This is a genomic window from Candidatus Chlamydia sanziniae (genome assembly GCF_001653975.1).
Lineage (GTDB): Bacteria > Chlamydiota > Chlamydiia > Chlamydiales > Chlamydiaceae > Chlamydia > Chlamydia sanziniae.
Genome location: NZ_CP014639.1, coordinates 714,278 through 734,633 on the forward strand (window position 1 = coordinate 714,278; position 20,356 = coordinate 734,633).

Consider the following 20,356-nt stretch of genomic DNA (forward strand, 5'->3'; position numbering starts at 1 on the left):
CGAGGACTATGCTCTAAGAGCATTAAGATGAGTTTGATCCATTTCGCGTATTAAATCTAATAGACGGAAGAGATTTTCGAAAGAATTCTCTATTTTTTCTAGTAATTCTTGTGAACGGGAGAAATTGTCCTCTCTTTCAAAGTTTGTGAATTCGATGCGTAACTCAATTTCAGTCAACTGTGCTTTTATTTTATATATACCAGATTTTATCCATAACATAACACCTCGTAAGACAGCGAGAGCACTTTCTAAGGCAGGCTGAATTCCTTGGATTGCCCCTTCAATTAGGGGAGAGAAACCGAGATGCTCTATGCGTAATGTTGCTAGCGACAGGACTATGGAGAGTACATAAAGAACAATTTGTAAGATATTAATAATCTTTTGTTTTTTTTCTTTATTTTTTCCAGGCAATAATTTTGCCAGAATTTCCCATCCATTCAAGACGTTCAGTAGCGTTAAGGTTAATGTGATGAGTCCTGCAAATAAAGCAATAAAAGAAAATACTCCTCCTCCTGATGCTATGGCAACAACACCAATCCCTATCGATATCCAGGGCACTAACCATTCGATAACTGTAACTAAGGAACCCCACTTTTTCGCTCTAGCTTCTTTTTCAATACTTTCTTGGATTTGCGCAAGTCTCTGCTCATGTAAAGTATCGAGTTCTTTTTGAGTTGCTTCTATCGTGTCTTTATGACATGCATAAGCAGCAAAATCTGCAAGAATTCCTTGTTTTGTTAAGAGGTAACTCAGAGAAAAAATTCCAATCGTTGGAGGAGGGAGAATGGGAACGATTTGAGCGACTTTTTGTGTTTGTTTTTTATTCTGTTTATTAGAGGAAAGAGATTCTTCTTCATGTTTTTTATTTGAATCTTGGTTTTGTGAGTTGCTTTCTCTTTCATGAGCTTTAGTTGAAAATTTTAGTGTCGAGCGCTCTTCTATTTCTCTCTTTTGGGAAAGAAACTGATAGCTTTCTTTTTTGTCCTCTTTTTGCATTTTGTGATGCAATAAATCTTTAAATTGTATTGGTGACTTATCTGTAAAGAAATTAGGGGATGTGAGTTTTTGATCAGAAAAATCAGAATCTTTAGAGTTTTCTAAACTTCTTGAAACAGGGCCTTTTAGTTCGTTGTTTTCTGAGATTTCTGGTGATGTATTAGTTTCTCGATTTTTTAGCGTAAAGAGAGTTCTCCACAAAACTTTAGTGGCTTCTTTACAGTTTTGGTTGGTAAAAAGACCCCAAGGAGAAGAGGCAGAAGCTTTGGACATTTTAGGAAGTTGAGAGGAAAACGAACTACCAAATACGAGCATTTTTTCTCTTGAGGTAGCTACAGAAATCTCATTAAAAAATTTAGAGTTTCCTCTTGGAGAATGCGTGCATCGCTGCTTGTTGGCAAAGAGCTTTTGTAGAACAGGGCTTATGGTAGAAGAAGAAGTCACCATGGAATACGGAAATGTACCTATGGATTCTTGAGTCTTAGGATCTTCAGGAATGTAAGGAGCTTCGTTGAGAAAGATTTCATTAGTTTGAGATAACCAAGAGGACATACTCAAGTCTCCATTTTTAAATTAGCCACGATTTTTGATTTCCAATATTTCTTCTTTAAGTTCTTTATAAATAGGCGTATCCTTTGCGCGTTTCCATGCCAATTCTAAAGCTTTTTCTGCTTCTTCTTCTTCACTTAGGAGGGTGTAGCATATATATGCGTAGTAGTGAGGATAAGGGTCTTTATCGCGTAATATTGCTGTTACGCCATAAGCATGCAAAGCTTGGGAATACTGTTTATCCATATGCAAAGAAGCTCCCAAAGAAAACCAGAACTTAGAGACAAAAGGATTAAAAAAAACAAGCCAACGAAATATTTGGCAACTTTCTTGGTATTGTTTATTTAAATAGGCGTGATAGCCCTCTTTATATACTCTTTCTAAATCTTCGAAAGAAACTTTGAATATCTTTTGATAAGTATCTAAGGGTAAGTCTTTGTTGGGAACGTAATTTTCTAAATATTTTTCTAAATCGTCAGGAAAAGGAAAATCCTGTTTACATATTGAAGCAATTTTATCTAATAAATAAGTTAAGTATGACATTAAGGACGTAGATTGTAAGTAAAAGTATCCATGAGTTCTTTCAAAAGTTTCAGTACATTGGATCGTGCTTGATGGCACTGAGAAACCTCTTGTAGATGTCTTTGCATGTCAGTTCTTTCCAGCTGCGTGATTTTCTCCATGTTTTCCTTACGCATTTGTATGTTTTCTTTGAAAGCTTTTTTTTCTTCCTCTGACCATGTATAATTATCGTTATTGATAGGAACTCCTAGTATTTTTGCACGATCCACTAGAGCTTTTGTTTCGGGATCATTACTCCAATTGATATCCCCTTTTTCATTGTTAATTTTGGAAATGAGGACTGTAAGTGCATCAACATTATCCGTACGTTCTTTTACTCGTAGATAGAGTTCGTGGGCTTCAGCTTCGGCTTGACCTAAAATTCTCGCCATGAGCTTCATGAATCGTAAAAAGACATTTTCTATTTTTGGCGTTTCTATGGGTATAGAAAGTTTTTCGTTAGGGACTTCGCCAAAAAGTGTCATTGGAGAAGGTGCTTTTCTCTTAAAGCTTGACTCATTGGAAGGCATTTCTCTGGATTGACGTATTTCACAATGATAACGTAAATTCGCCAGGCAAAGAGTTTTTATAGGAACCTTAGCCACCCCCTCCCCCTCTAAGTTGGATGTATCCTTACGTTTTTTATTCTGAGTGTCCTGTTTTTGTTCCTCTTCCTGTTGGTGTTGTCCTTCTTTCTGTTGGTCTTTGTTTTCGCGATTTTCTTTATGTAATTCTTGAAATTTTGTAGTAGTGAGGAACTCTTCTTTTTTCTCTAGAGTATGACCCGCTATGTGAGAAGCTGTAATCTGCTGTTCTTTACTTGAGGTTGCCTTGGACAAGGAATCTATCACAGAGGAAAAACGTGGATTATGATTTTGTCGGTAAGACAAATTGCTGACGACTGAAGTTTCTGATGGTAAGGCCTCACCTTTTTTTCCAAAAGTTGGTGACGCTGTAGATGCCTGCTTCTGGGATTGGGGAAGCAGAGCCTCTTGAGATTTGGAAATTAGAGAACCAGAGTTTTGATATAAAATGTTTTCTTCAGCAGTAGCAGGCTTGTCTGAATGTTGTAATTGTAGATTTTTTGAGGTTTCTTCAGAAATCTCTATAGTTTCAAGAGTTTTCAGTAGATCCGAGATTTGGATTTCTAAAGTTACAATTTCAGGAGATAAAAAGATGAATTGATGAGATAAATCAGAAGATGGGCCACCATTTTGCTGAGTTGCAAAAACTATTTGGGTTAAAATGAGATCAGCAAGAGATTCGGATAAAGAAATTAAGGTTGTCTCTGTTGTTATTGGAGATAAGAAAACATCTCCTGTTAGTGTTTTCAAAACTCCCGAAGATCCTAGAGATGTAGAAGATGATGCTATGGAGGTGTCTTCTTTTAGCATCATGTTTGTCGCAGGAACTGCGGAAGGTTGAGGAGCATTCATTATTTTATGTAATGTAGATTAGGACACATAAGAAAAAGGAAAATTAGCTAAAATTCTATTTTCCTGCAAGTTTGATTATAAGGGGGTTAGAGAGAAAGGAAAAACTTAAGAAGGATCTAGGGGATTTTTGTTTACAAAAAACGACTCGAGCAAGAAAACTAACTCAATCAGTGTTGTAATTTTAATTACAATGTTCTGCCCAGGTGGTGAAATTGGTAGACACGCTGGATTTAGGATCCAGTGCTTTCGAGCATGTAGGTTCAAGTCCTATCCTGGGCATTTCTCCTTTCTGTTTTCCTTAAGTTCACCCTAAAATTAACTTTTCATAGTAAAATGAGGTCTAGAGCTTAGATTTTTTGCGGATCTTTTATGAAGAAAGTCATAACGCTATCAGTGTTATCTTTGATAACATGTTACTTACAAGGATCTTCTATTTTCTGTGGAGAACATCCCTCGGTTGTAGAATCTCCATTTTCTGTCAGAATTCTTCCTGTTGTTGGTATGGAGTTTAAGGATGATGGTAATGCGGTTCCTTATAGTTTTTACTATCCATATGACTATGGGTATTATTACCCAGACACTTATGGATTTACCAAGAGTACTATTCCTGATCGGGAATGCTATATGCGGTTTGAGGATGGTACAATTTTTTATGAATGTGATTAAGACCTTCTTGGATGGTAAGCAAGGAACTTTTCTATCAGAGTGTCTGCGGCTACGTGTGTGTAAACTTCTGTGGAGGCTATGCAGGCATGGCCTAGCATTTCTTGGATGACTCGTAGATCTGCCTTGTTATCGAGTAGGTGTGTAGCGAATGCATGTCGTAATGAATGAGGAGATGTAGGTTTTAGTGTGATTTGCTTTGCATAATTATGGATTTGGCGCCATACACATGAACGGTCGAGTTTGCGCCCTCGAATGGATAGAAAGAGGTGTTCTTCTTTAGGATTTTTTTTCTGATGCTTGTCTCGGAAGGGGAGATAAGCATCAATAGCTTTTTTTGCAAGAGAGCCGAGAGGAATCAACCGTGTTTTAGAACCTTTTCCTGTAACGCGAATGCAGTCATCACTTGCATCACCTAGGCATAATCCACAGAGTTCTGAGACGCGAATGCCTGTAGAGTAAAGAGTATAAAGAATTGCAGTATCTCGAAAAGCGATTTGAGGGGGATTACCGTCTATTTGATGAGGGGTTGCGAGCAAAGCATCGACTTCTTTTAAGGTGAGTACGGAAGGTAGGCGTTTCCAGATTTTAGGATGCTCTATTATTGGAGGGTAGGGTAAGAGCTCATGGTCTTGTAAGAAAAGAAAAAATACTTTTAAAGCGATGAGTCTTCGCGCTATCGTGGTTTCTGCTTCTTTACGTTTATGTAATTCTTCTACGAAGAAATACACACTGTTTTGTGAAATATTCATAGAATCTTGTATTAAGCATACGGAAAGAAAAAGTGAGATGTCTTGGCAATAAGCAGCTACAGATTGTCGAGAGAGGCCTCGATCTACAGAAAGAAAGAGAGAAAATTTTTCCAAAATAGTAGTGTAAAATGAGGATTGAGGCATGAAAAATAGATTCAGTATTTAGAAAATTAACTTTAGTATATAGAGTTAGACAATTTTCAAACTAGCAAGAGGGAAAAAATGAGTGGGAACAGCTTTTTAGATTGTACTTCGACTAAGGTACTACAAGAGCTTGCGTTAAATCCTGTGGACTTAACGACTTCCGGAATTTTGTCTGAGGAAAGAGTAAGGCAATTTTCATTAACTCTTGAGGGTATGACATTAAGTTTTGCTACTGAGCGTTTAGATGAGGCTGTAATCGCTGCTTTGACCTCTTTAGTGAAGGAACGAAGGCTGCACGAGTCTATGTTGGCTATGCAGGGAGGAGAAGTTATAAACTATATTCAAGGGTTTCCTAGTGAATCCCGGCCTGCTTTACATACGGCAACACGTGCTTGGGTAAACGAGACTTCTAGTACAGGGAACGCTGAAGAAATTGTTATAAAAGCTCGTATTGAAGCTCAACGTCTCAAGGATTTTTTAGAAAAAGTCCGTGATAAGTTTTCTACGATAGTACAGATAGGCATTGGGGGTTCAGAGTTAGGTCCTAAGGCTCTTTATTGGGCACTTCGTGGTTGTTGCTCAACAGATAAACACGTACATTTTGTTTCTAATATCGACCCTGACAATGTTGCTGAAGTTTTACAGGTAATCGATTGTGCGAAAACCTTGGTGGTTACAGTATCAAAATCAGGAAGTACGTTAGAAACTACTGTAAATGAAGAGTTTGTTGCTGATCATTTTGCTAAACAGGGTTTACTTTTTAAGGACCATTTTATTGCGGTTACTTGTGAGGATAGCCCTATGGATGATACAAATAAATACCTTGAGGTATTTCATCTTTGGGAGAGTATAGGTGGACGCTTTTCCTCAACTTCGATGGTGGGGGGGGTTGTCTTAGGATTTACTTTTGGTTTTGAGGTTTTTTACCAACTACTACAAGGTTCTGCTGCTATGGATAAGGTTGCTTTGCAACCACAAATGATTGAAAATTTGCCGATGTTATCGGCAATGATTGGTATTTGGAATCGTAATTTTTTAGGATATCCTACTGAAGCTGTGATTCCCTATTCTTCAGGTTTAGAATATTTTCCTGCTCATCTACAACAATGTTGTATGGAGTCTAATGGTAAAAGCATCACAATAGCCGGAGAGCGTGTAGATTTTGCTACAAGTCCAATTCTTTGGGGTCGGACTGGTACAAATAGCCAGCATTCCTTTTTTCAATGTTTCCATCAGGGAACGGATATTGTTCCTATAGAATTTATTGGTTTTTTAAAAAGTCAACGTGGATATGATATCTCTTTTGAAGGAAGTCGTTCCGAACAGAAACTTTTTGCCAATATGATTGCTCAGACAATTGCTTTGGCTCAAGGACGGATGAATGCTAATCCTAATAAAAATTTTGATGGCAACCGGCCGTCCTCTTTATTAGTAGCTCAGCAGCTTACTCCTTATACTTTGGGAGCTCTTCTCGCTTACTATGAACATAAGATTGTTTTTCAAGGATTCTGTTGGGGTATAAATTCTTTCGATCAAGAAGGGGTCTCATTGGGTAAAGAGCTTGCTCATCGTGTATTGGAATTAATGCGTGGGGCTGAAGGATCCGGTTTTCCCGAAGCCGCAAATCTGTTGGCCCTCTTTAATGTTAAATTAACGTAAAGAAAAGTATTTCTATCCCCTGTCTGTTTAATTAGAAGTTTGGATATTTTTTGCGGAGCTTTATCCAGAGATTATAGTATAATAAATATCCGATGTAACGCTTCAACTTAAGGAATAGGATGTTTTTTATTCGCGCGTGCTCCCAAGGATTTCTAGATGTCTATGGCATCTTGTTAACTCGTAAGGGTAAACAAGTAGTGAAATCTTCTTCTCACATGTGGGTTGGAACACGAAGTGTAGTTTTCTATCGCCTTGTCTCTTAGTTTATTATTATTTTTTTACCGCAGCCTTTTTCTTCGACATCTTTAAGCTATTTGTATTGTTTTAACATGTTTAAGTGTAGATCAAGGAAGATTATAGCAGAGTGTAATCGGCTATTCTTATATTTACTTGTCAACTGACGTGTAGGTGTTTGATGACAAGGGACATTGTATTTCATAAAGGTTTTTCCTTTCCTCCAAATAATTTTATTGCTTCTCTTCCTAACAAAAGTGGGAATTCCGCTTAGCGATAACTTTAATTAGAAAATTGTATTAGGCTTCTGGAAAAAAATTATAGAATTGCCTAAGTTGTTTTTCAGAGTTATGTAATTTTTTGAAAATGGCTTAAATTTAGGGATTATCCAAGATGTATTTTTTATAGAAGGCGTTAGAGAATGTCCTTATGACAAACTATTGAATCTTTTTCAAAATCTTGTTTTGTTTACGTCCAAGGATTATAGTGATTTTTTTTAAAGGGGGTGCGTATGGCATTCGCACGTACAGTTCGTGTCGCGGTTACGGGAGGTACAGGGCAAATTTCCTATAATTTTTTGTTTGCATTAGCTCACGGCGATGTTTTTGGCGAAGATTGTGGTATAGATCTACGTATTTATGATCTTCCTGGTATGGAGCGTGCCCTTTCAGGAGTGCGTATGGAACTTGATGACGGGGCGTATCCTTTACTGGAGCATCTACGTTTGACGACATCATTAAATGATGCTTTTGATGGTATAGATGCGGCTTTTCTTATCGGTTCAGTTCCTCGTGGTCCTGGCATGGAGAGAGGAGATCTGTTAAAAGAAAATGGAAAAATATTTTCGATACAAGGTGCTGCATTGAATACTGCGGCCAAGGCTGACGCCAAAGTATTTGTCGTTGGCAATCCCGTAAATACCAATTGTTGGATTGCGATGAAGCATGCTCCTAGATTACATAGAAAGAACTTTCATGCAATGTTACGTCTAGATCAAAATCGTACGCACAGTATGCTTGCTCATCGTGCTCAAGTTGCTTTGCAAGATATTTCTCGTGTTGTTATCTGGGGAAATCATTCAGAAAAACAGGTTCCTGATTTTACTCAAGCCTACATTTTAGGAAAACCCGCTACCGAAGTTATCGGAGATCGTGATTGGTTAGAGAACATCATGGTCCCCTCTGTACAGAATCGTGGTAGAGCTGTTATTGAAGCTCGTGGAAAGTCTTCAGCAGCGTCAGCATCGCGTGCTTTAGCAGAGGCAGCTAGAGCTATTTTCAATCCTAAAGAAGGAGAGTTATTCTCGTCAGGAGTATGTTCTGATTACAATCCTTATGGAATCCCTGAGGACTTGATTTTTGGTTTCCCATGTCGTATGTTGCTTTCTGGAGATTATGAAATTGTCTCTGGGCTACCTTGGGATGCCTTTATAAGGAAAAAAATCCAAATGTCTTTGGATGAAATTTTGCAAGAAAAAGCTAGCGTGTCTTTATTGTAAGCACAAGGTGTAGGGAGTAAGTATGACACAGTCGTTCGATGTATTAAGTCAAAATGCTTTGAAAAAGATTTTTAATAAGCAGAGGTTTTTATTTGTTTTTTCTAGTTTGTGTTGCTTTGGTTTTGTTTTTGCTTTATTTTTACAATTATGTTTTCAACTAGCACCGAATATTTCTTTATCAATGTTAGGTTTAGGAGCTTTTTTTTGCGCGTTTAACATTATTTGTGCTTCTGCAATTATTGCTCAATTTTTATTAAAGCAAGAATCTCGAAATGAGAAGAGTAGTTTTTCCCTAGCCTTGAAAACAAATTGGAAGTCATTATGGCTATCGCTACTCATCTCAATGCCTTTCTTCGTTGCTGCTGTCACTGTAGTGACGGTCCTTGTATTATCAACATTTCTTAGTGCCCTACCTTGTATAGGCAAGCTTTTGTATACCCTATTAATCTTTATACCTTACTTATCAGCAACTGCTTTAATCTTACTGTTTTTAGGTGCTTTTGCTAGTTTATTTTTCTGTATTCCTGCTCTTAATGAACATGAAGATATGGATTATATGAAGCTTTTAAAGTGCTTCGAAGGCAATATTCTCCAGCAGTTTATTGGCGTTGTTATTGCTGTGTTACCTTTAGCATTATGTAGTTGGTTAGCTTTAGATTCTTTTTATCTAATGACACATCTTGTTGGAATAGCAGACACACATACGTGGTCTTTCTTAATGCAAATATTAATATTGACAATACCGATAGCTCTCATTCTAACACCAGCGGTTGCTTTTTTCTTTAATTTTTCGTTTGCTTTTTACCAGGCTAAACAAGGTGAACAGGAAGTTTTAGTTAAGAAGTGAACAGGAATTCCTTAGCAATATAACTTGTAGATGTACGTAGCACTGCTTGTGCAAGCATATCTCCTGTAATTCCGTGGTAGAGAAGACCTTTGGATCCAAGTCCTCCTAGGAACCAGAGTTTTTCCTTAAGCTTAGCAATTATAGGAAGATGAGAAGCACTTGATGAGCGCATGCCAGCATAGCAATGTAAAATCTCTGCGTTTTTGAGACCGGGAAATAGGGAGAGTATGGGAGGTAAAATTTCTTGGGAAGCTAATTCTAAATTTGGCGTAGGATTGGGCTGGTTATGTTCGAAGGTAGATCCTAAAATGCATGTTCCTTTTTGTGTATTGGTAACCATGTATTTTTTAGCATTAATGCTGAAGGGGGGCATAGCAAGATCTTTAGGCCAATTGATTTCTAATAATTGTCCTTTTACTTTATTTAGAGGAAGACTTTGAAGTTCGGGAAGGAGATCGGCGTTAGCCCCAGGTGTAACAATGATATGGTCATAAAATTCTTCTATGTCAGAGATGTTTTCAATAAGTTCGTCATAAAATTGTGTGCCTAAACTCGCGCAGGCATTCCATAATCCATCAATATAACGGTTGTTATTTATAGTGACGCCACGTTTTATAAATAACGCTCCTAAATTTGCAGGGATTATCATGCTGGGAATAGTGATTTCGCAGCGAGCCTTTTCCCACCACTCGAGTTCATTGGGGAATTCTTCAACGCGCTTCATGAATAATGCCGCTTGCTCGTCGTCTGTGGCAGGTCTTACGATTCCTCGGGATAAAACAATAGGAAGATTTAAGGCTTTACTTGCTTCGGTAATGAGGCTATGAGTTGTGATCATCCCAAGGTCTGCGTAAAGAGGTTTTAGTGCTTCTTGTCCATGAAAGGCATGAAGCAATCCTGAAGACATTCCTGAAGCGCCCTCTCCAAGAGGAATAGGATCAAAAAGATCTACAGTTGCCATGCCTTGGGTATGGAGAAGAAAGTGCCAGGTTACAGAAAGCCCTGCATATCCTGCCCCTAAGACTGCTATTCGCATGACGCTACCTTGAACTCTTTGTTGCTCACAAATAAGTTTACAATATCCTTGTTTTGAGAATAAGAGAATAAGAGATTAAAGAACAGAGAGGAATATATTAGAGGATAGAGGGAATAAGGCTTCCTCTTTCCCCTCTCTGTGTTGGTTAAAACGTGATTTTTCCTGAAGAAAAAAGGAAAATAGCTATGAAAGCAAGAATGGTAATCATTGACATTTTGATGATTTCTTTTTTTGTAAAGAAAATTTTAGCATTTTTCCTTTTTTTTCCCGCGTCTATATAGAAGGGAATCCCTAAAGCAAGAAGAATAATGGCCATGAACATATAGCGTAGGCCTCCAGCGTAAATGAGCCATAGTGAATAAATAGCACCCAAGAGTCCTGTTCCCATTGCTAAAAAAGGTTTCACAGGGCTTTTTTTAGGATAGTTTTTACTTTTGCTAAATTTAAAGAGGAAGGCCGTACTTGCAAGATAGGCAGGGAGGATCATCACTCCTGTGATGCTGAGCATAGTATTCCAAGCATTTGAGGAGAAATAGACAAGGAACATCACAAGCTGCATGAGAGTACTGGTTATATATAATGAGGCACTTGGAGATTGTGCAGCATTTTCCATAGTGAAAATTTCTGGGAAAGTACCATTTTTTGCTGCAAAATAAGGAATTTCTGCAACAATTATTGTCCAGGATAACCAACTTGACAATACCGCAATCAGTAGACCAACGTTCATAAGAACGGAGCCCCAATTTCCGACGAGGCTCTGAAGTACTCCTGCTGTGGAAGGATTGGGAATAGTGTTGAGTTGGTATTGAAACATCGAACCGAAAGGAAGTATAGATAAAAGTATATAAGTAGTTAGGCAACCGAGAAATCCTAAAATTGTAGCTCTTCCTACTGCAGAAGCACTTTTTGCTCTTCCCGACATGACTACAGCACCTTCAATACCAATGAAGGCCCATAGAGTAACGAGCATAGTTCCTTTAATTTGTGAACTTATAGAGCCTAAGGGAAGTTGTGTATTTGTTATAGTTGTTCCCCAAATATCTGTTTTGAAGATAGTTAATTTAAAAAAGAATGCTGTAATTACAATAAAAATGAGTAGAGGGACTAACTTACCTATAGTGCCAATAATATTAATCACAGAGGCTTGTCGGATGCCTTTGAGAACAACAAAGTTAAAAATCCAAATGAGGAGAGAACCTCCAATAATGGCGGGAATTGTATTCCCACCTTTGAAGTAAGGGGGAAAGAAATAATTGAGGGCATCCATAGTGATTACCGCATACCCTACATTTCCGAAAATTTGACATAGCCAATACCCCCAGCCAATTGTAAAGCCTATATAAGGACCGAAACCTTCTCGGCTATACATATAGATTCCTGCCTTGAGATCTGGACGTACTTGAGAAAGAATTTTAAAAGTGTTGGCAATAAAAAATATCCCGATGCCTGTCAGTAACCAGGAACAAAAGACAGCTCCTACTCCTGCGGTTGCTGCCATATTCTGGGGGAGGCTGAAAATTCCTCCTCCAAGCATAGAGCTGATTACCATACCCGCAAGAGCAATTGTGCCAAGAGGCTTTTTGGTTTTAGTCTCTCTAATCGTCATAGAGTCTCCCTGATTAACTCACTGTTGCTGGGTCAGCATTTTCAAAATTTAGAAATCCTAGTGCTGTTAAACAAAACCCGAATTTTTGCTGGATATTGATGTAGTTATGAAAAAATTGGAATTCACTATGTTTTGCTACAGAACGCAAATCTAACTCGTGCTGAAGTGATTTTTTCAGCCACATCTTCGCATGAGTTTCTGCGATTTCATCGTTGATCCATGTGGGAAAGAATTCTACATATTCTGCTGCCCATCCGCCGATAAGTTCACCGCTTTTATTTTTTCCCCAACAGATACCGATTCCTGTAGCTATAGCATGCGTACCTTCCATAGTTGTTGCTCCACGACCTGCTATAATGGTTTCGAGGACAGCACCATGTTTGAAGGATTTAACGCAAGTATCTATAGGGACAATGTTCCCAAACAGTTCTTTAGGTAATACCGAAGTGTAAGGAACAATATTAAAATTTTCGATCTTTGCTTGAAGGAGCGCAGAATCGTAGCAAAAAGTTTCAAAAGGTTGTGGTGGCATACCATCATTAGATTCTCCAGTACCTCCAGTATAGAATGCTAACGTAGGATAACGAGTTCCATAAGCCATAATTAAGCTCCTAAAATTGAGATCGATGAGATTTTCTTATAAAGATAAATTTGTTCGTATACCGTAAACTCGAGCAGTTCTTTTCTCTTTACATAAGGCAGGGTGAATATAAATTTGCATGTCTGGTGTGAGTGAGATATGAGGACCAAAGCCTAGAGTTGCAAAAGTTTCTATTACAGTTTCATAACGGCGTGTTTTTTCTTTGGTAGAAATGGCTTTTGGATTTACCTTATTAATCGCACCGCCAAGACCGAAAAGATCCTGAGAATTACGATTGAAAGGGTTTGCTAACACCAATCCTCCGACAAAAGAACGGTTTACAGGCATTGCTTTTCCTGTGGCTCCGTTCCATCTTCCGAAGATATAGAGTTTTTCCCCTAAGTATTGTCCTGCATTTAGCGACCATCCAGTAGTTTGCGATTCTTGTTGAGGAACGCGACGTGTACTGTAGATCAACGCAGAATATTGGCCATTTCCACATTTAGATTGGGGAGCCCAAGAAACATAGCCGTAAAAGTTGTATTTGTTTCTTGTTAGATTATAGATCGCAAAGTTTACACCATTGATGTTGAAGGCATCTTGGAACCCTAATTGAATATTGATTTGGGGATGTGGAGTGCATTGCATGTAAGTACCAACACTTCCTAGAGAGTAGGTGGCACTAGCATTTTGTGAGAGGGCATAGCTAATAAACCCTGATTGTTGATCGTTGTCGTATAAGGTACCATCGATGGCATAAAGACTGTACTGCCCTAGCACAAGAGTCCAAAGGCCTCTAGGAAAGGTTTGAGAGAAAGTAAGTTGGTTTATGTTATCTTCTCGTGATGTATAGTCGTTGATACCACTGGCAATTCCCGAGGCTTTGCCAGCATTTATACCCGTATTTTTCCAGTAGCGCACAATAGTGTAAGTGAAGTCTATGCTGCCAGTCCCTGCTGTTAGAGAATTATACAGTTGCCAAGAGACGTTAGGACTAAAGTAAAATTGCCATGAAGGCATTTCTTCTGTTGCTGTTCTTGGAATAGTCACAGGATAGGACCATTGGGGAAGAATAGTGGCATCCAAGGAAATCTTTGTATTCGTGGCTTCTTCTGCGGCTTTAGTTAGCTTGGAGAAAGATAAGCCGTTATCCCAAGGGCGTACAGTAAAGAACTTATTGATAGGTGAAAGCAAAGAATGGGAATGTGTCTTGAGGATGTCTTCAGAAGGTTGAGGAGACTGTGGTAGAGGTTTAGGATGTTTTTTTTTGAGTCTATCCGCATAACGGTGGTGATGGTATTCTGGATGTTGAGGAGCCACTCCGTAACAGAACAGGGTAAATGTGCTGGAAGTACAGAGAATGGTAAATGTAAGAGAACGAAGGAATATCACGAACTACCTGTAGAAGAGCTCATTTTGCTTTGTTTGTGACTCTAAAAAAAGTAGTTGTTTTTATTCCATCATTTTTAGGTCTCTTTACTTTTAGATTCTATAGATTATTCTTCCATCTGGTGGCGAAGGAGAAGAGCAGCGGCATCATTACTAAGCAGTTTCTTGGAATATGTGTATTGGATTTTTGCAATTTCTGGTAGATAAATTGGGGAGGAAAACTGCTGTGCTTTATAGATAATACCGAAATAGACAATGCCATAATTTCGGCAGAGCTCACCAATACGCATGACGTTTTCTTTGTTGTTGTCGATATAGATGATTTTCTTCGGCAGGAGGATTAAGCCTTCTAAAAAGCATTGTAATCCTGGGCCTTTATGGAGTTCTTCCGAGAATAAAACGCCACTATGATAAAGGAGTTGGTCAGGGAGGCTAAGTTTTAGTTGGGGAGCAGTTGCTTCTAATGAGACACTCACAGCTTGCAATTGTTTTAGGGTAAGATCTTTGGTTGTTTTAGGACGTTCTGTATAGGCGAAGATTGCCTTCCCCTGATCTTGTAATTTACTGATAAGCAGGGACATTGTAGGCTCTATAGGTTTTACAGATCCCATGTGTTGGATCTCGATCCAATAAGGGGTAACAGTTTCCCATGCCTCTCGTTCCGTGAGGCCAAGTTTTTGAAACTGCTCTATGGTTTTTTGTTGCCATAAAGAATGAGATAAAGCTTCTCCTCCTTGCAATAGTGTATCGTCAAGATCTAAGATAAGGCAGAAATCTGCTTTGTCGTGGAGGATGTCTCCGGCAACTTGATGAATCGATTTTACCTCAATGTAGTGGACGTCTATTCCGAATAGAAAAGAGGGACATCCCAACACAAAAAAAATACAAAATTTCATTGTAGCCTCATAAAATGTTGGTTCAGGATAGGGTAAAAAACGTATTTTTTATACGGTGATTAGGAGATTTTTTACAAAATTACGAAAAAGATCACAGTCTTTTTTTGTTAAGGTATCCGGAAACCAAAGTGCGAATTGTAATAGAGCTTGTTCGATAAACATTTCATAACCATGAAGAACAGAAACTCCTCGTTTTCTCGCTTCTTGAAGGTAGGGAGGGAAATAAGGGAGTGTGTTAATATCCATAATTGTCGAGGGGAAGATCCAGGGAAAAGGCACTTGTGAAGGAAGACTATTGATTAGGATATCCGCTCTATTCAAAGTCGGTAGTGAGTCTAAGGTATAGGCTTTACCATGGCAAAGCCTAGCCAGTTGTTGCGCATTGGAGAGTGTACGGTTAAAAATATGAATATGGGCACCTTGAGTAGCAAGAGCTGTAGCGATCCCGCTTGCCGCACCTCCTGCACCAAGAATGGCAACATGCTGATGTTCTATAGGAATGCAATGAGATTGTAAAAGATGCACAACTGCTAAGCCATCTGTGTTGTAGCCAAGGATGTTTCTTTTATCTAAAACTAATGTGTTTATAGAGTTACAGTGTGTTGCTGATTTATCGAGAATATCAACATAATTAAGAACTGCGGTTTTCAATGGCATAGTTACACTAAGTCCATGAAAGGGCAAACTTCGTATCATTGAAAACAATGGTGTAAGTTCGTCTTTAGAGACGGGGAGTTTGATATAGATTGCATTGAAGCCAAGTTTTGTAAATAGGAAATTATGAGTAAGGTGACTGAGACTATTGTTTAGAGGATTTCCTATGAGACCGTAAATTTTGAGTTCTTTTGTTAGACGGGTGTAATTGTAATTAAGTAGCTCATTGATGGAGGGTTGTCCTAGTACGGCTCTTGGAGATTGGATACCTGCGGCATAGTTCATGGCGTTTCCTATGAATGGGGATAACAATCGTGAAGGTAAGCCATAGGGACCTGTACAGAGCAGGGTTGTATTTGAAGGCAGACAGCAAGCCTCTTGTATGTATTTAAGAGTTTGACTTGTGTTTGTTGGAGATAGGACGATTTTGTAGTAGTCTGCAGGAGTTAAAAGCATTTCGCGATGTAGAGTATGTAGATCTTCCTCGGTATCCGTATGATAGGAGAGGATAATTTTTAATTTAGGGTGACGTACTTGAATTTTTTTTAATGTTGCTTTAGGAAAGTTTTTATCAATGTCGAGATAAGTAGGAGCAAGAGCTGCTAAAGATTTTATTTTTTTTATCCATGATGTTAGAGAAAAAGCTGAACTTGTTTTGAATGTAAGAATTGATTGTTTTGCTATGGTGATGAGCATAGAGAGCTCTTCATCACTTAGAGAGGATAGAGCATCTACACGTATTTCTATAATATCTGAGAGTGAGAGAGAATCTAAAATTTGTTGTTGAGCTTCGGAAAATGTTGGTCCGCTAATGGTTGCACATAGCATAGCTTTCGTTCTCTAAAATTTCATAAAGAATGTCCATATCGGGAGGAGCACAGTAAGCCCCGTTGAATGATGCTGCGCGGCCTAGATGTTCTACCATGACCATCCTTATAGTATGTTTAGATAGGTTCTTCTTGTCGTATCCTAGAGTATGGATAATAAGTTCAGGATTGTAAAAGTTTTTATGAAGATGTTCAGGAATGGTGTTTTTTAAGTCTTCAAATGAGGAAGGGAGTTGGAAACGCTTAAGTAGTTTTTGAAGTTGCTCAAGGAGTTGAGGATTTTGCATAACTTGTGAAGCTAAGGAAATTTTTGCTTCTACCATCATGCCGACGCTTACGGCTTGACCATGATTGATAGAACCTTTAGATAAAGTTTCTATTGCATGAGCTATAGAGTGACCGAAGTTCAGAATTGTTCGCAAATTTAAGTTATTGAGATCTTCTGCAACAATAGTAGCTTTAACTTGACAATTACGTTTGATAAACTCATTGAGAATTTGTGACGAAGAGAAGAGCATGCTACTGTGGTTGTCTAAGAATTCCCAGAGGTAGGCATCAGCGATGCAGCCATGTTTTATGGCTTCAGCGATTCCATAGTTCCATTCTTGCCTAGGGAGTGTAGATAAAAATTCGGGACACATCCAAACATCTTTAGGTAAGTAAAAGGTTCCTAAGCGATTTTTTATTCCCCGAAGATTGATGCCATTTTTCCCTCCAATGCCAGCATCAATCATAGCAGTGATTGTCGTGGGGATGAGATAGAGTTGCATGCCTCTACAGTAAGTAGAAGCAAGGAACCCCGCCATGTCCAACACAGTGCCTCCGCCAATCCCGAGGATAGAGGAACCTAAGGAGACTCCCAAATCTACGAGTTGGTGTTGTAGGGAAATAAAGATTTCCCATGTTTTATTTTGTTCTCCAGGGGGAAAGGTAAGCATGATGACTTCGTAACCAAGCTCCTCCATGTAGTTGAGAATCGGAGGTAGGATATGGCGCTCTAAAGATAAATCCGTAATGATAACTATAGGATAAGCTGTAGATAAAGAAGAAAAGAGCTTTTTTTGGAAAAAGTTATCTACAAGTTTTATGTTATGTGGTGTAGTCGTTATTGTTTCTATCATAGCTTAGAACATCGTTGATGTAATAGTAGATCTGCGAGGACAAGGTTTATCATAGCTTCAACAACAGCAACCGCACGTATAGCAACACAAGGATCATGACGTCCTGTTTCAGGTGTAGCATAAGTAGCTGGTTTTCCTGTTTTTGTAATTGTAAGACAAGGTGTCCCTATAGAAGATGTAGGTTTAAAGGCCACACGCCCTTCTAGTGGTTGTCCTATAGTAATGCCTCCTAATATCCCTCCACAACGATTGGATTGAAGAGAGACCTGACCTTCTTGCATAATAAAGGAATCAGTATATTCAGATCCGCGCATTTGTGTAGAGCTAAAACCTAATCCTATTTCGAATCCCTTAGTTGCTGGGATGCTCATAAGTCCACCGGCGAGTAAGGCGTGTACTTTGCCAAAAAGGGGTTCACCAAGAGATTCGTGAATAGGGGATGTGATAAAGGAAACAACACCTCCTACAGAATCACGATCTTGAATTAAGGAGGAAAGAACATTTTGAATAGATTCTTTAGGTAGGGGAGAATAAAATGGCGAAGAGTAGATTTCTTTGCGAAATTCTTCCGATAACAAGGGATAAGATGTTAAATTTAAAGGTCCTAGGCTTGAAAGATAGGCTAGTGTAAATATATCGTAGTAAGCAAGGAATTTGCCTGCAATCACGCCTGCAGCTACCCGACAAGCAGTTTCGCGAGCCGAAGCTCGACCTCCTCCAAGAGGATCTACCGAGCCAAATTTTTGTTCATAAGCAAATTGTGCGTGTCCGGGGCGATATAACATGTGTTGCGCTTGATAAGGAGCGCTGTCCACATCAGTATTAAAGATTTGCAGAGCAATAGGAGTGCCTGTGGTTTTTCCTTTGTAGACCCCAGAAAGAATATGGACAAAATCAGACTCTTGGCGTGGCGAGGTTCCCCATTGCCCTGGACAACGTCGTGCCATAGGAGATAAAAAATCTTTTGTAGCAAGATCAAGGCCTGCAGGACAGCCATCGATAACTACACCAATAGAAGGACCATGGGATTCTCCCCATGTAGTAAAAGAAAATAAAGAGCCAAAACGATTTTTCATTTGCTTAATAAGAGAACATGGAGAGTGTGACATGCCCGTTGTACGGAATTCTTATCCGATAAGTTTATGGTATCTACAGGAAAAGTATAATGTGCAATCTCTGTCATGCGCTGAATGCGCTGGATTAAAGTTTCTTCTAAAGTTCCTTGTATTGCAGATTTCTTAAGACTTTTTGGAAGTCCTCTTTTATGCAATCTTGCATACACTGAGGATAAAGCAAGGGATAAGAACACAATGCAACCTTTGTTCTTAATTACCTGGTAAGCTTTTTTATTCATAAGAGTACCTCCTCCTAAGGCAAAGACGTAGCTTTCTTCAGAGCATGAGAGAATTGACAAGAAGGACAATTGTTCAGTTTCCCACTCGCGGAAACGCTCCTCTCCATAAACTGTATAAAGTTCATCACATGTAGAATATAATTCACAACCGTAGTTGCTTACAATTAAATCATCAAGATCATAGAAGAAAGCGGATAAGTAATTCGCTAGTGCTTTACCTAACAAGGTTTTTCCGCTTGTAGGTAGACCACATAGGTATATCTGCATAGCACTCCTTGATATTGGCGTTCATAGTATTTAAGGTCTGAATGAAATTGGGAAAAGTTTTTTTCACACACATAGTATTATAGATTGTGCTCTCCCCAGTAGCATGTAGGGCTGCTATTGTTAATGCCATGGCAATTCTATGGTCGTTGTGGGAATCCATAGTAGCTCCATAGAGTGGGCTAGGATTAATCAAGAGTCCGTCATGAGTGGGCTGTATACAGGCTCCCATTTTTTGTAGTTCTTCTGTAATGGCGAGAATGCGATCACTTTCTTTGTTTTTTGCACTTGATGCATTGTAAAGTTGCGAAGGGGAATTTGCAAAGCAACAGAGTACCGTAAGGATGGGGAGAGCATCGATAAAAGTATCCATATCTACAGAATCTCCAGAAAATTTTGAGGGATAAATAGTGATATTAGAATTGTCAAATTCTAAAGAAGCCCCAAGCTTTTTCATTAAGAGAAACAAGGCTTTATCTCCTTGTATATCTTGCATGTCCAGGTTAAGGAGATGAGTGGGGAGTGAACATTTAGAAAGTAATGCAGCAGCAGCAATGAATGCTGCACTACTGAAGTCTCCACTTACGGTATAGGAGAATCCTGTAGGACGGAAGAATCCTGGAAAAGAGTACGTGTCATCGGAATATGAATAGGGAATGGCGAGTTGTTCAAGCCACCATAAGCTTAAGGCGAACCACGGAGTCTCTTTGGGGTTAATGATCTTGAAAGAGAAAGGACCTTCTGCTAGTGAGCATGCTGTTGCTAAGGAGGAGGCATATTGAGAATCGCTACCTTCGATATCTGTGTATCCTGAGCGCAAAGGACCTGATAACGAAAAGGGAAGCATGTGATTTGTCGAAGAGAAAGTGAAGGAAGCTCCGAAATTTTCCAAGGCATAGATCAGAGGGGTCATAGGACGGCGTTGTAAGAGATAAGAACCTGTGATGGTGATTTCTTTCGAAAACATACAAGCTAAAGATGTGATGAAACGTAAAACAATTCCTGAATTCCCTGCGTCTATAATTGTTTTATTTGGAAAATGAGCACAGGGATTTCCTCTAATTTCTAGTGATGTCGGAAATTTTTTTATTGCAGCTCCCATTTGCTTACAAGCGTGAATCATTGTTGCTGTATCAGGAGAATCTAGGTAGTTATGGATAGTGGAAAATCCATTAGCTACGGATGCCCATAAAATGGCACGTAGGGTATGGGACTTAGATGCAGGAGTAATAACGTTCCCATGTACTGAAGAGGGAGAGACTTTATAAATAAGCATTATAGAACAAACTT

19 protein-coding genes and 1 tRNA gene are annotated in these 20,356 nt (G+C 38.9%); 6 read left to right on the forward strand and 14 right to left on the reverse strand.

The window, feature by feature from the left end; translation table 11 throughout:
- Nucleotides 1-6: 6 nt before the first annotated feature.
- Genes Cs308_RS05095 through Cs308_RS03115 form a run of 3 tightly spaced genes read right to left on the reverse strand, consistent with a single transcriptional unit; the run spans nt 7 to nt 3,542 of the window.
- Complete coding sequence (locus Cs308_RS05095) at nt 7-1,548, reverse strand: hypothetical protein (RefSeq protein ID WP_066482437.1); 1,542 nt, start codon at nt 1,546-1,548, stop codon at nt 7-9.
- Nucleotides 1,549-1,569: 21 nt separating this feature from the next.
- Nucleotides 1,570-2,088: a SycD/LcrH family type III secretion system chaperone gene (locus tag Cs308_RS03110; RefSeq protein WP_066482441.1), complete on the reverse strand. Its 519-nt coding sequence runs from the start codon at nt 2,086-2,088 to the stop codon at nt 1,570-1,572.
- Nucleotides 2,088-3,542: a hypothetical protein gene (locus Cs308_RS03115; protein WP_066482444.1), complete on the reverse strand. Its 1,455-nt coding sequence runs from the start codon at nt 3,540-3,542 to the stop codon at nt 2,088-2,090. The genes Cs308_RS03110 and Cs308_RS03115 overlap by 1 nt, the downstream gene beginning before the upstream one ends.
- Nucleotides 3,543-3,739: 197 nt before the next feature.
- Between Cs308_RS03115 and Cs308_RS03120 the strand changes: the two genes are divergently transcribed.
- A tRNA-Leu gene (locus Cs308_RS03120) sits at nt 3,740-3,821 on the forward strand.
- A 90-nt stretch (nt 3,822-3,911) separates the two neighbouring features.
- Nucleotides 3,912-4,208 (forward strand): hypothetical protein, encoded by a 297-nt coding sequence (locus tag Cs308_RS03125; RefSeq protein ID WP_066482446.1) that lies wholly within the window; start codon nt 3,912-3,914, stop codon nt 4,206-4,208.
- Here Cs308_RS03125 and Cs308_RS03130 read toward each other — a convergent pair.
- The gene (locus Cs308_RS03130; RefSeq protein ID WP_066482449.1) at nt 4,205-5,101 is read right to left on the reverse strand and encodes a site-specific tyrosine recombinase XerD; all 897 of its coding nucleotides are present in this window, start codon (nt 5,099-5,101) and stop codon (nt 4,205-4,207) included. The genes Cs308_RS03125 and Cs308_RS03130 overlap by 4 nt on opposite strands.
- 78 nt (nt 5,102-5,179) lie before the next feature.
- Between Cs308_RS03130 and Cs308_RS03135 the strand changes: the two genes are divergently transcribed.
- The 4 genes from Cs308_RS03135 to Cs308_RS03145 all read left to right on the forward strand — a co-directional run bounded on the left by Cs308_RS03135 (nt 5,180) and on the right by Cs308_RS03145 (nt 9,339).
- The gene (locus Cs308_RS03135) at nt 5,180-6,760 is read left to right on the forward strand and encodes a glucose-6-phosphate isomerase (protein WP_066482452.1); all 1,581 of its coding nucleotides are present in this window, start codon (nt 5,180-5,182) and stop codon (nt 6,758-6,760) included.
- Between the two features lie 119 nt (nt 6,761-6,879).
- Nucleotides 6,880-7,023: a protein LtuA gene (gene ltuA, locus Cs308_RS05070; protein ID WP_197481281.1), complete on the forward strand. Its 144-nt coding sequence runs from the start codon at nt 6,880-6,882 to the stop codon at nt 7,021-7,023.
- Nucleotides 7,024-7,505: 482 nt separating this feature from the next.
- Nucleotides 7,506-8,492, forward strand: a complete 987-nt coding sequence (locus Cs308_RS03140; protein ID WP_066482455.1) for a malate dehydrogenase — start codon at nt 7,506-7,508, stop codon at nt 8,490-8,492.
- 22 nt (nt 8,493-8,514) lie between these two features.
- Complete coding sequence (locus Cs308_RS03145) at nt 8,515-9,339, forward strand: hypothetical protein (RefSeq protein WP_066482457.1); 825 nt, start codon at nt 8,515-8,517, stop codon at nt 9,337-9,339.
- Here Cs308_RS03145 and Cs308_RS03150 read toward each other — a convergent pair.
- The 10 genes from Cs308_RS03150 to aroA form a co-directional block, all read right to left on the reverse strand.
- Entirely contained in the window at nt 9,329-10,375 is a 1,047-nt protein-coding gene (locus tag Cs308_RS03150; RefSeq protein ID WP_066482459.1) for an NAD(P)/FAD-dependent oxidoreductase, read from the reverse strand. The two genes, Cs308_RS03145 and Cs308_RS03150, sit on opposite strands and share 11 nt — an antisense overlap.
- A 145-nt stretch (nt 10,376-10,520) precedes the next feature.
- Complete coding sequence (aaxC, locus tag Cs308_RS03155) at nt 10,521-11,981, reverse strand: arginine/agmatine antiporter AaxC (RefSeq protein WP_066482466.1); 1,461 nt, start codon at nt 11,979-11,981, stop codon at nt 10,521-10,523.
- A 13-nt stretch (nt 11,982-11,994) separates the two neighbouring features.
- On the reverse strand, nt 11,995-12,582 hold the full coding sequence (aaxB, locus tag Cs308_RS03160; RefSeq protein WP_066482468.1) for a pyruvoyl-dependent arginine decarboxylase AaxB: 588 nt from the start codon (nt 12,580-12,582) through the stop codon (nt 11,995-11,997).
- Nucleotides 12,583-12,618: 36 nt separating this feature from the next.
- Nucleotides 12,619-13,953: a porin AaxA gene (gene aaxA / locus Cs308_RS03165; RefSeq protein ID WP_420834794.1), complete on the reverse strand. Its 1,335-nt coding sequence runs from the start codon at nt 13,951-13,953 to the stop codon at nt 12,619-12,621.
- Nucleotides 13,954-14,057: 104 nt separating this feature from the next.
- The gene (locus Cs308_RS03170; protein ID WP_066482470.1) at nt 14,058-14,846 is read right to left on the reverse strand and encodes a DUF2608 domain-containing protein; all 789 of its coding nucleotides are present in this window, start codon (nt 14,844-14,846) and stop codon (nt 14,058-14,060) included.
- Nucleotides 14,847-14,894: 48 nt separating this feature from the next.
- Complete coding sequence (locus Cs308_RS03175; protein ID WP_066482472.1) at nt 14,895-16,328, reverse strand: bifunctional 3-dehydroquinate dehydratase/shikimate dehydrogenase; 1,434 nt, start codon at nt 16,326-16,328, stop codon at nt 14,895-14,897.
- Nucleotides 16,309-17,448 carry a 3-dehydroquinate synthase gene (gene aroB / locus Cs308_RS03180; RefSeq protein ID WP_066482476.1) on the reverse strand — a complete coding sequence of 380 codons (1,140 nt, stop codon included), beginning with the start codon at nt 17,446-17,448 and terminating at the stop codon, nt 16,309-16,311. The genes Cs308_RS03175 and aroB overlap by 20 nt, the downstream gene beginning before the upstream one ends.
- Nucleotides 17,445-18,524, reverse strand: a complete 1,080-nt coding sequence (gene aroC / locus Cs308_RS03185; protein ID WP_066483420.1) for a chorismate synthase — start codon at nt 18,522-18,524, stop codon at nt 17,445-17,447. Before aroC ends, aroB begins: the two co-directional genes overlap by 4 nt.
- Nucleotides 18,521-19,069, reverse strand: coding sequence for a shikimate kinase (locus Cs308_RS03190; protein ID WP_066482478.1), 549 nt, complete (start codon nt 19,067-19,069; stop codon nt 18,521-18,523). The genes aroC and Cs308_RS03190 overlap by 4 nt, the downstream gene beginning before the upstream one ends.
- A complete protein-coding gene (gene aroA / locus Cs308_RS03195; RefSeq protein WP_066482481.1) occupies nt 19,017-20,342 on the reverse strand; it encodes a 3-phosphoshikimate 1-carboxyvinyltransferase in 1,326 nt (441 codons plus the stop codon). The genes Cs308_RS03190 and aroA overlap by 53 nt, the downstream gene beginning before the upstream one ends.
- Between the last annotated feature and the right edge of the window lie 14 nt (nt 20,343-20,356).

Excerpts from the sequence above, each read along its gene's own strand:
- Cs308_RS03175 (WP_066482472.1), bottom strand. The coding sequence starts at position 16,328 with ATGCTATGTGCAACCATTAGCGGACCAACATTTTCCGAAGCTCAACAA.
- Cs308_RS03130 (WP_066482449.1), bottom strand. The coding sequence starts at position 5,101 with ATGCCTCAATCCTCATTTTACACTACTATTTTGGAAAAATTTTCTCTC.
- Cs308_RS03140 (WP_066482455.1), top strand. The coding sequence starts at position 7,506 with ATGGCATTCGCACGTACAGTTCGTGTCGCGGTTACGGGAGGTACAGGG.
- aroB (WP_066482476.1), bottom strand. The coding sequence starts at position 17,448 with ATGATAGAAACAATAACGACTACACCACATAACATAAAACTTGTAGAT.
- Cs308_RS05095 (WP_066482437.1), bottom strand. The coding sequence starts at position 1,548 with ATGTCCTCTTGGTTATCTCAAACTAATGAAATCTTTCTCAACGAAGCT.
- Cs308_RS03170 (WP_066482470.1), bottom strand. The coding sequence starts at position 14,846 with ATGAAATTTTGTATTTTTTTTGTGTTGGGATGTCCCTCTTTTCTATTC.
- Cs308_RS03190 (WP_066482478.1), bottom strand. The coding sequence starts at position 19,069 with ATGCAGATATACCTATGTGGTCTACCTACAAGCGGAAAAACCTTGTTA.
- aaxB (WP_066482468.1), bottom strand. The coding sequence starts at position 12,582 with ATGGCTTATGGAACTCGTTATCCTACGTTAGCATTCTATACTGGAGGT.
- aroA (WP_066482481.1), bottom strand. The coding sequence starts at position 20,342 with ATGCTTATTTATAAAGTCTCTCCCTCTTCAGTACATGGGAACGTTATT.
- Cs308_RS03125 (WP_066482446.1), top strand. The coding sequence starts at position 3,912 with ATGAAGAAAGTCATAACGCTATCAGTGTTATCTTTGATAACATGTTAC.
- Cs308_RS03150 (WP_066482459.1), bottom strand. The coding sequence starts at position 10,375 with ATGCGAATAGCAGTCTTAGGGGCAGGATATGCAGGGCTTTCTGTAACC.
- ltuA (WP_197481281.1), top strand. The coding sequence starts at position 6,880 with ATGTTTTTTATTCGCGCGTGCTCCCAAGGATTTCTAGATGTCTATGGC.
- Cs308_RS03115 (WP_066482444.1), bottom strand. The coding sequence starts at position 3,542 with ATGAATGCTCCTCAACCTTCCGCAGTTCCTGCGACAAACATGATGCTA.
- Cs308_RS03110 (WP_066482441.1), bottom strand. The coding sequence starts at position 2,088 with ATGTCATACTTAACTTATTTATTAGATAAAATTGCTTCAATATGTAAA.
- Cs308_RS03145 (WP_066482457.1), top strand. The coding sequence starts at position 8,515 with ATGACACAGTCGTTCGATGTATTAAGTCAAAATGCTTTGAAAAAGATT.
- aaxC (WP_066482466.1), bottom strand. The coding sequence starts at position 11,981 with ATGACGATTAGAGAGACTAAAACCAAAAAGCCTCTTGGCACAATTGCT.
- Cs308_RS03135 (WP_066482452.1), top strand. The coding sequence starts at position 5,180 with ATGAGTGGGAACAGCTTTTTAGATTGTACTTCGACTAAGGTACTACAA.
- aroC (WP_066483420.1), bottom strand. The coding sequence starts at position 18,524 with ATGAAAAATCGTTTTGGCTCTTTATTTTCTTTTACTACATGGGGAGAA.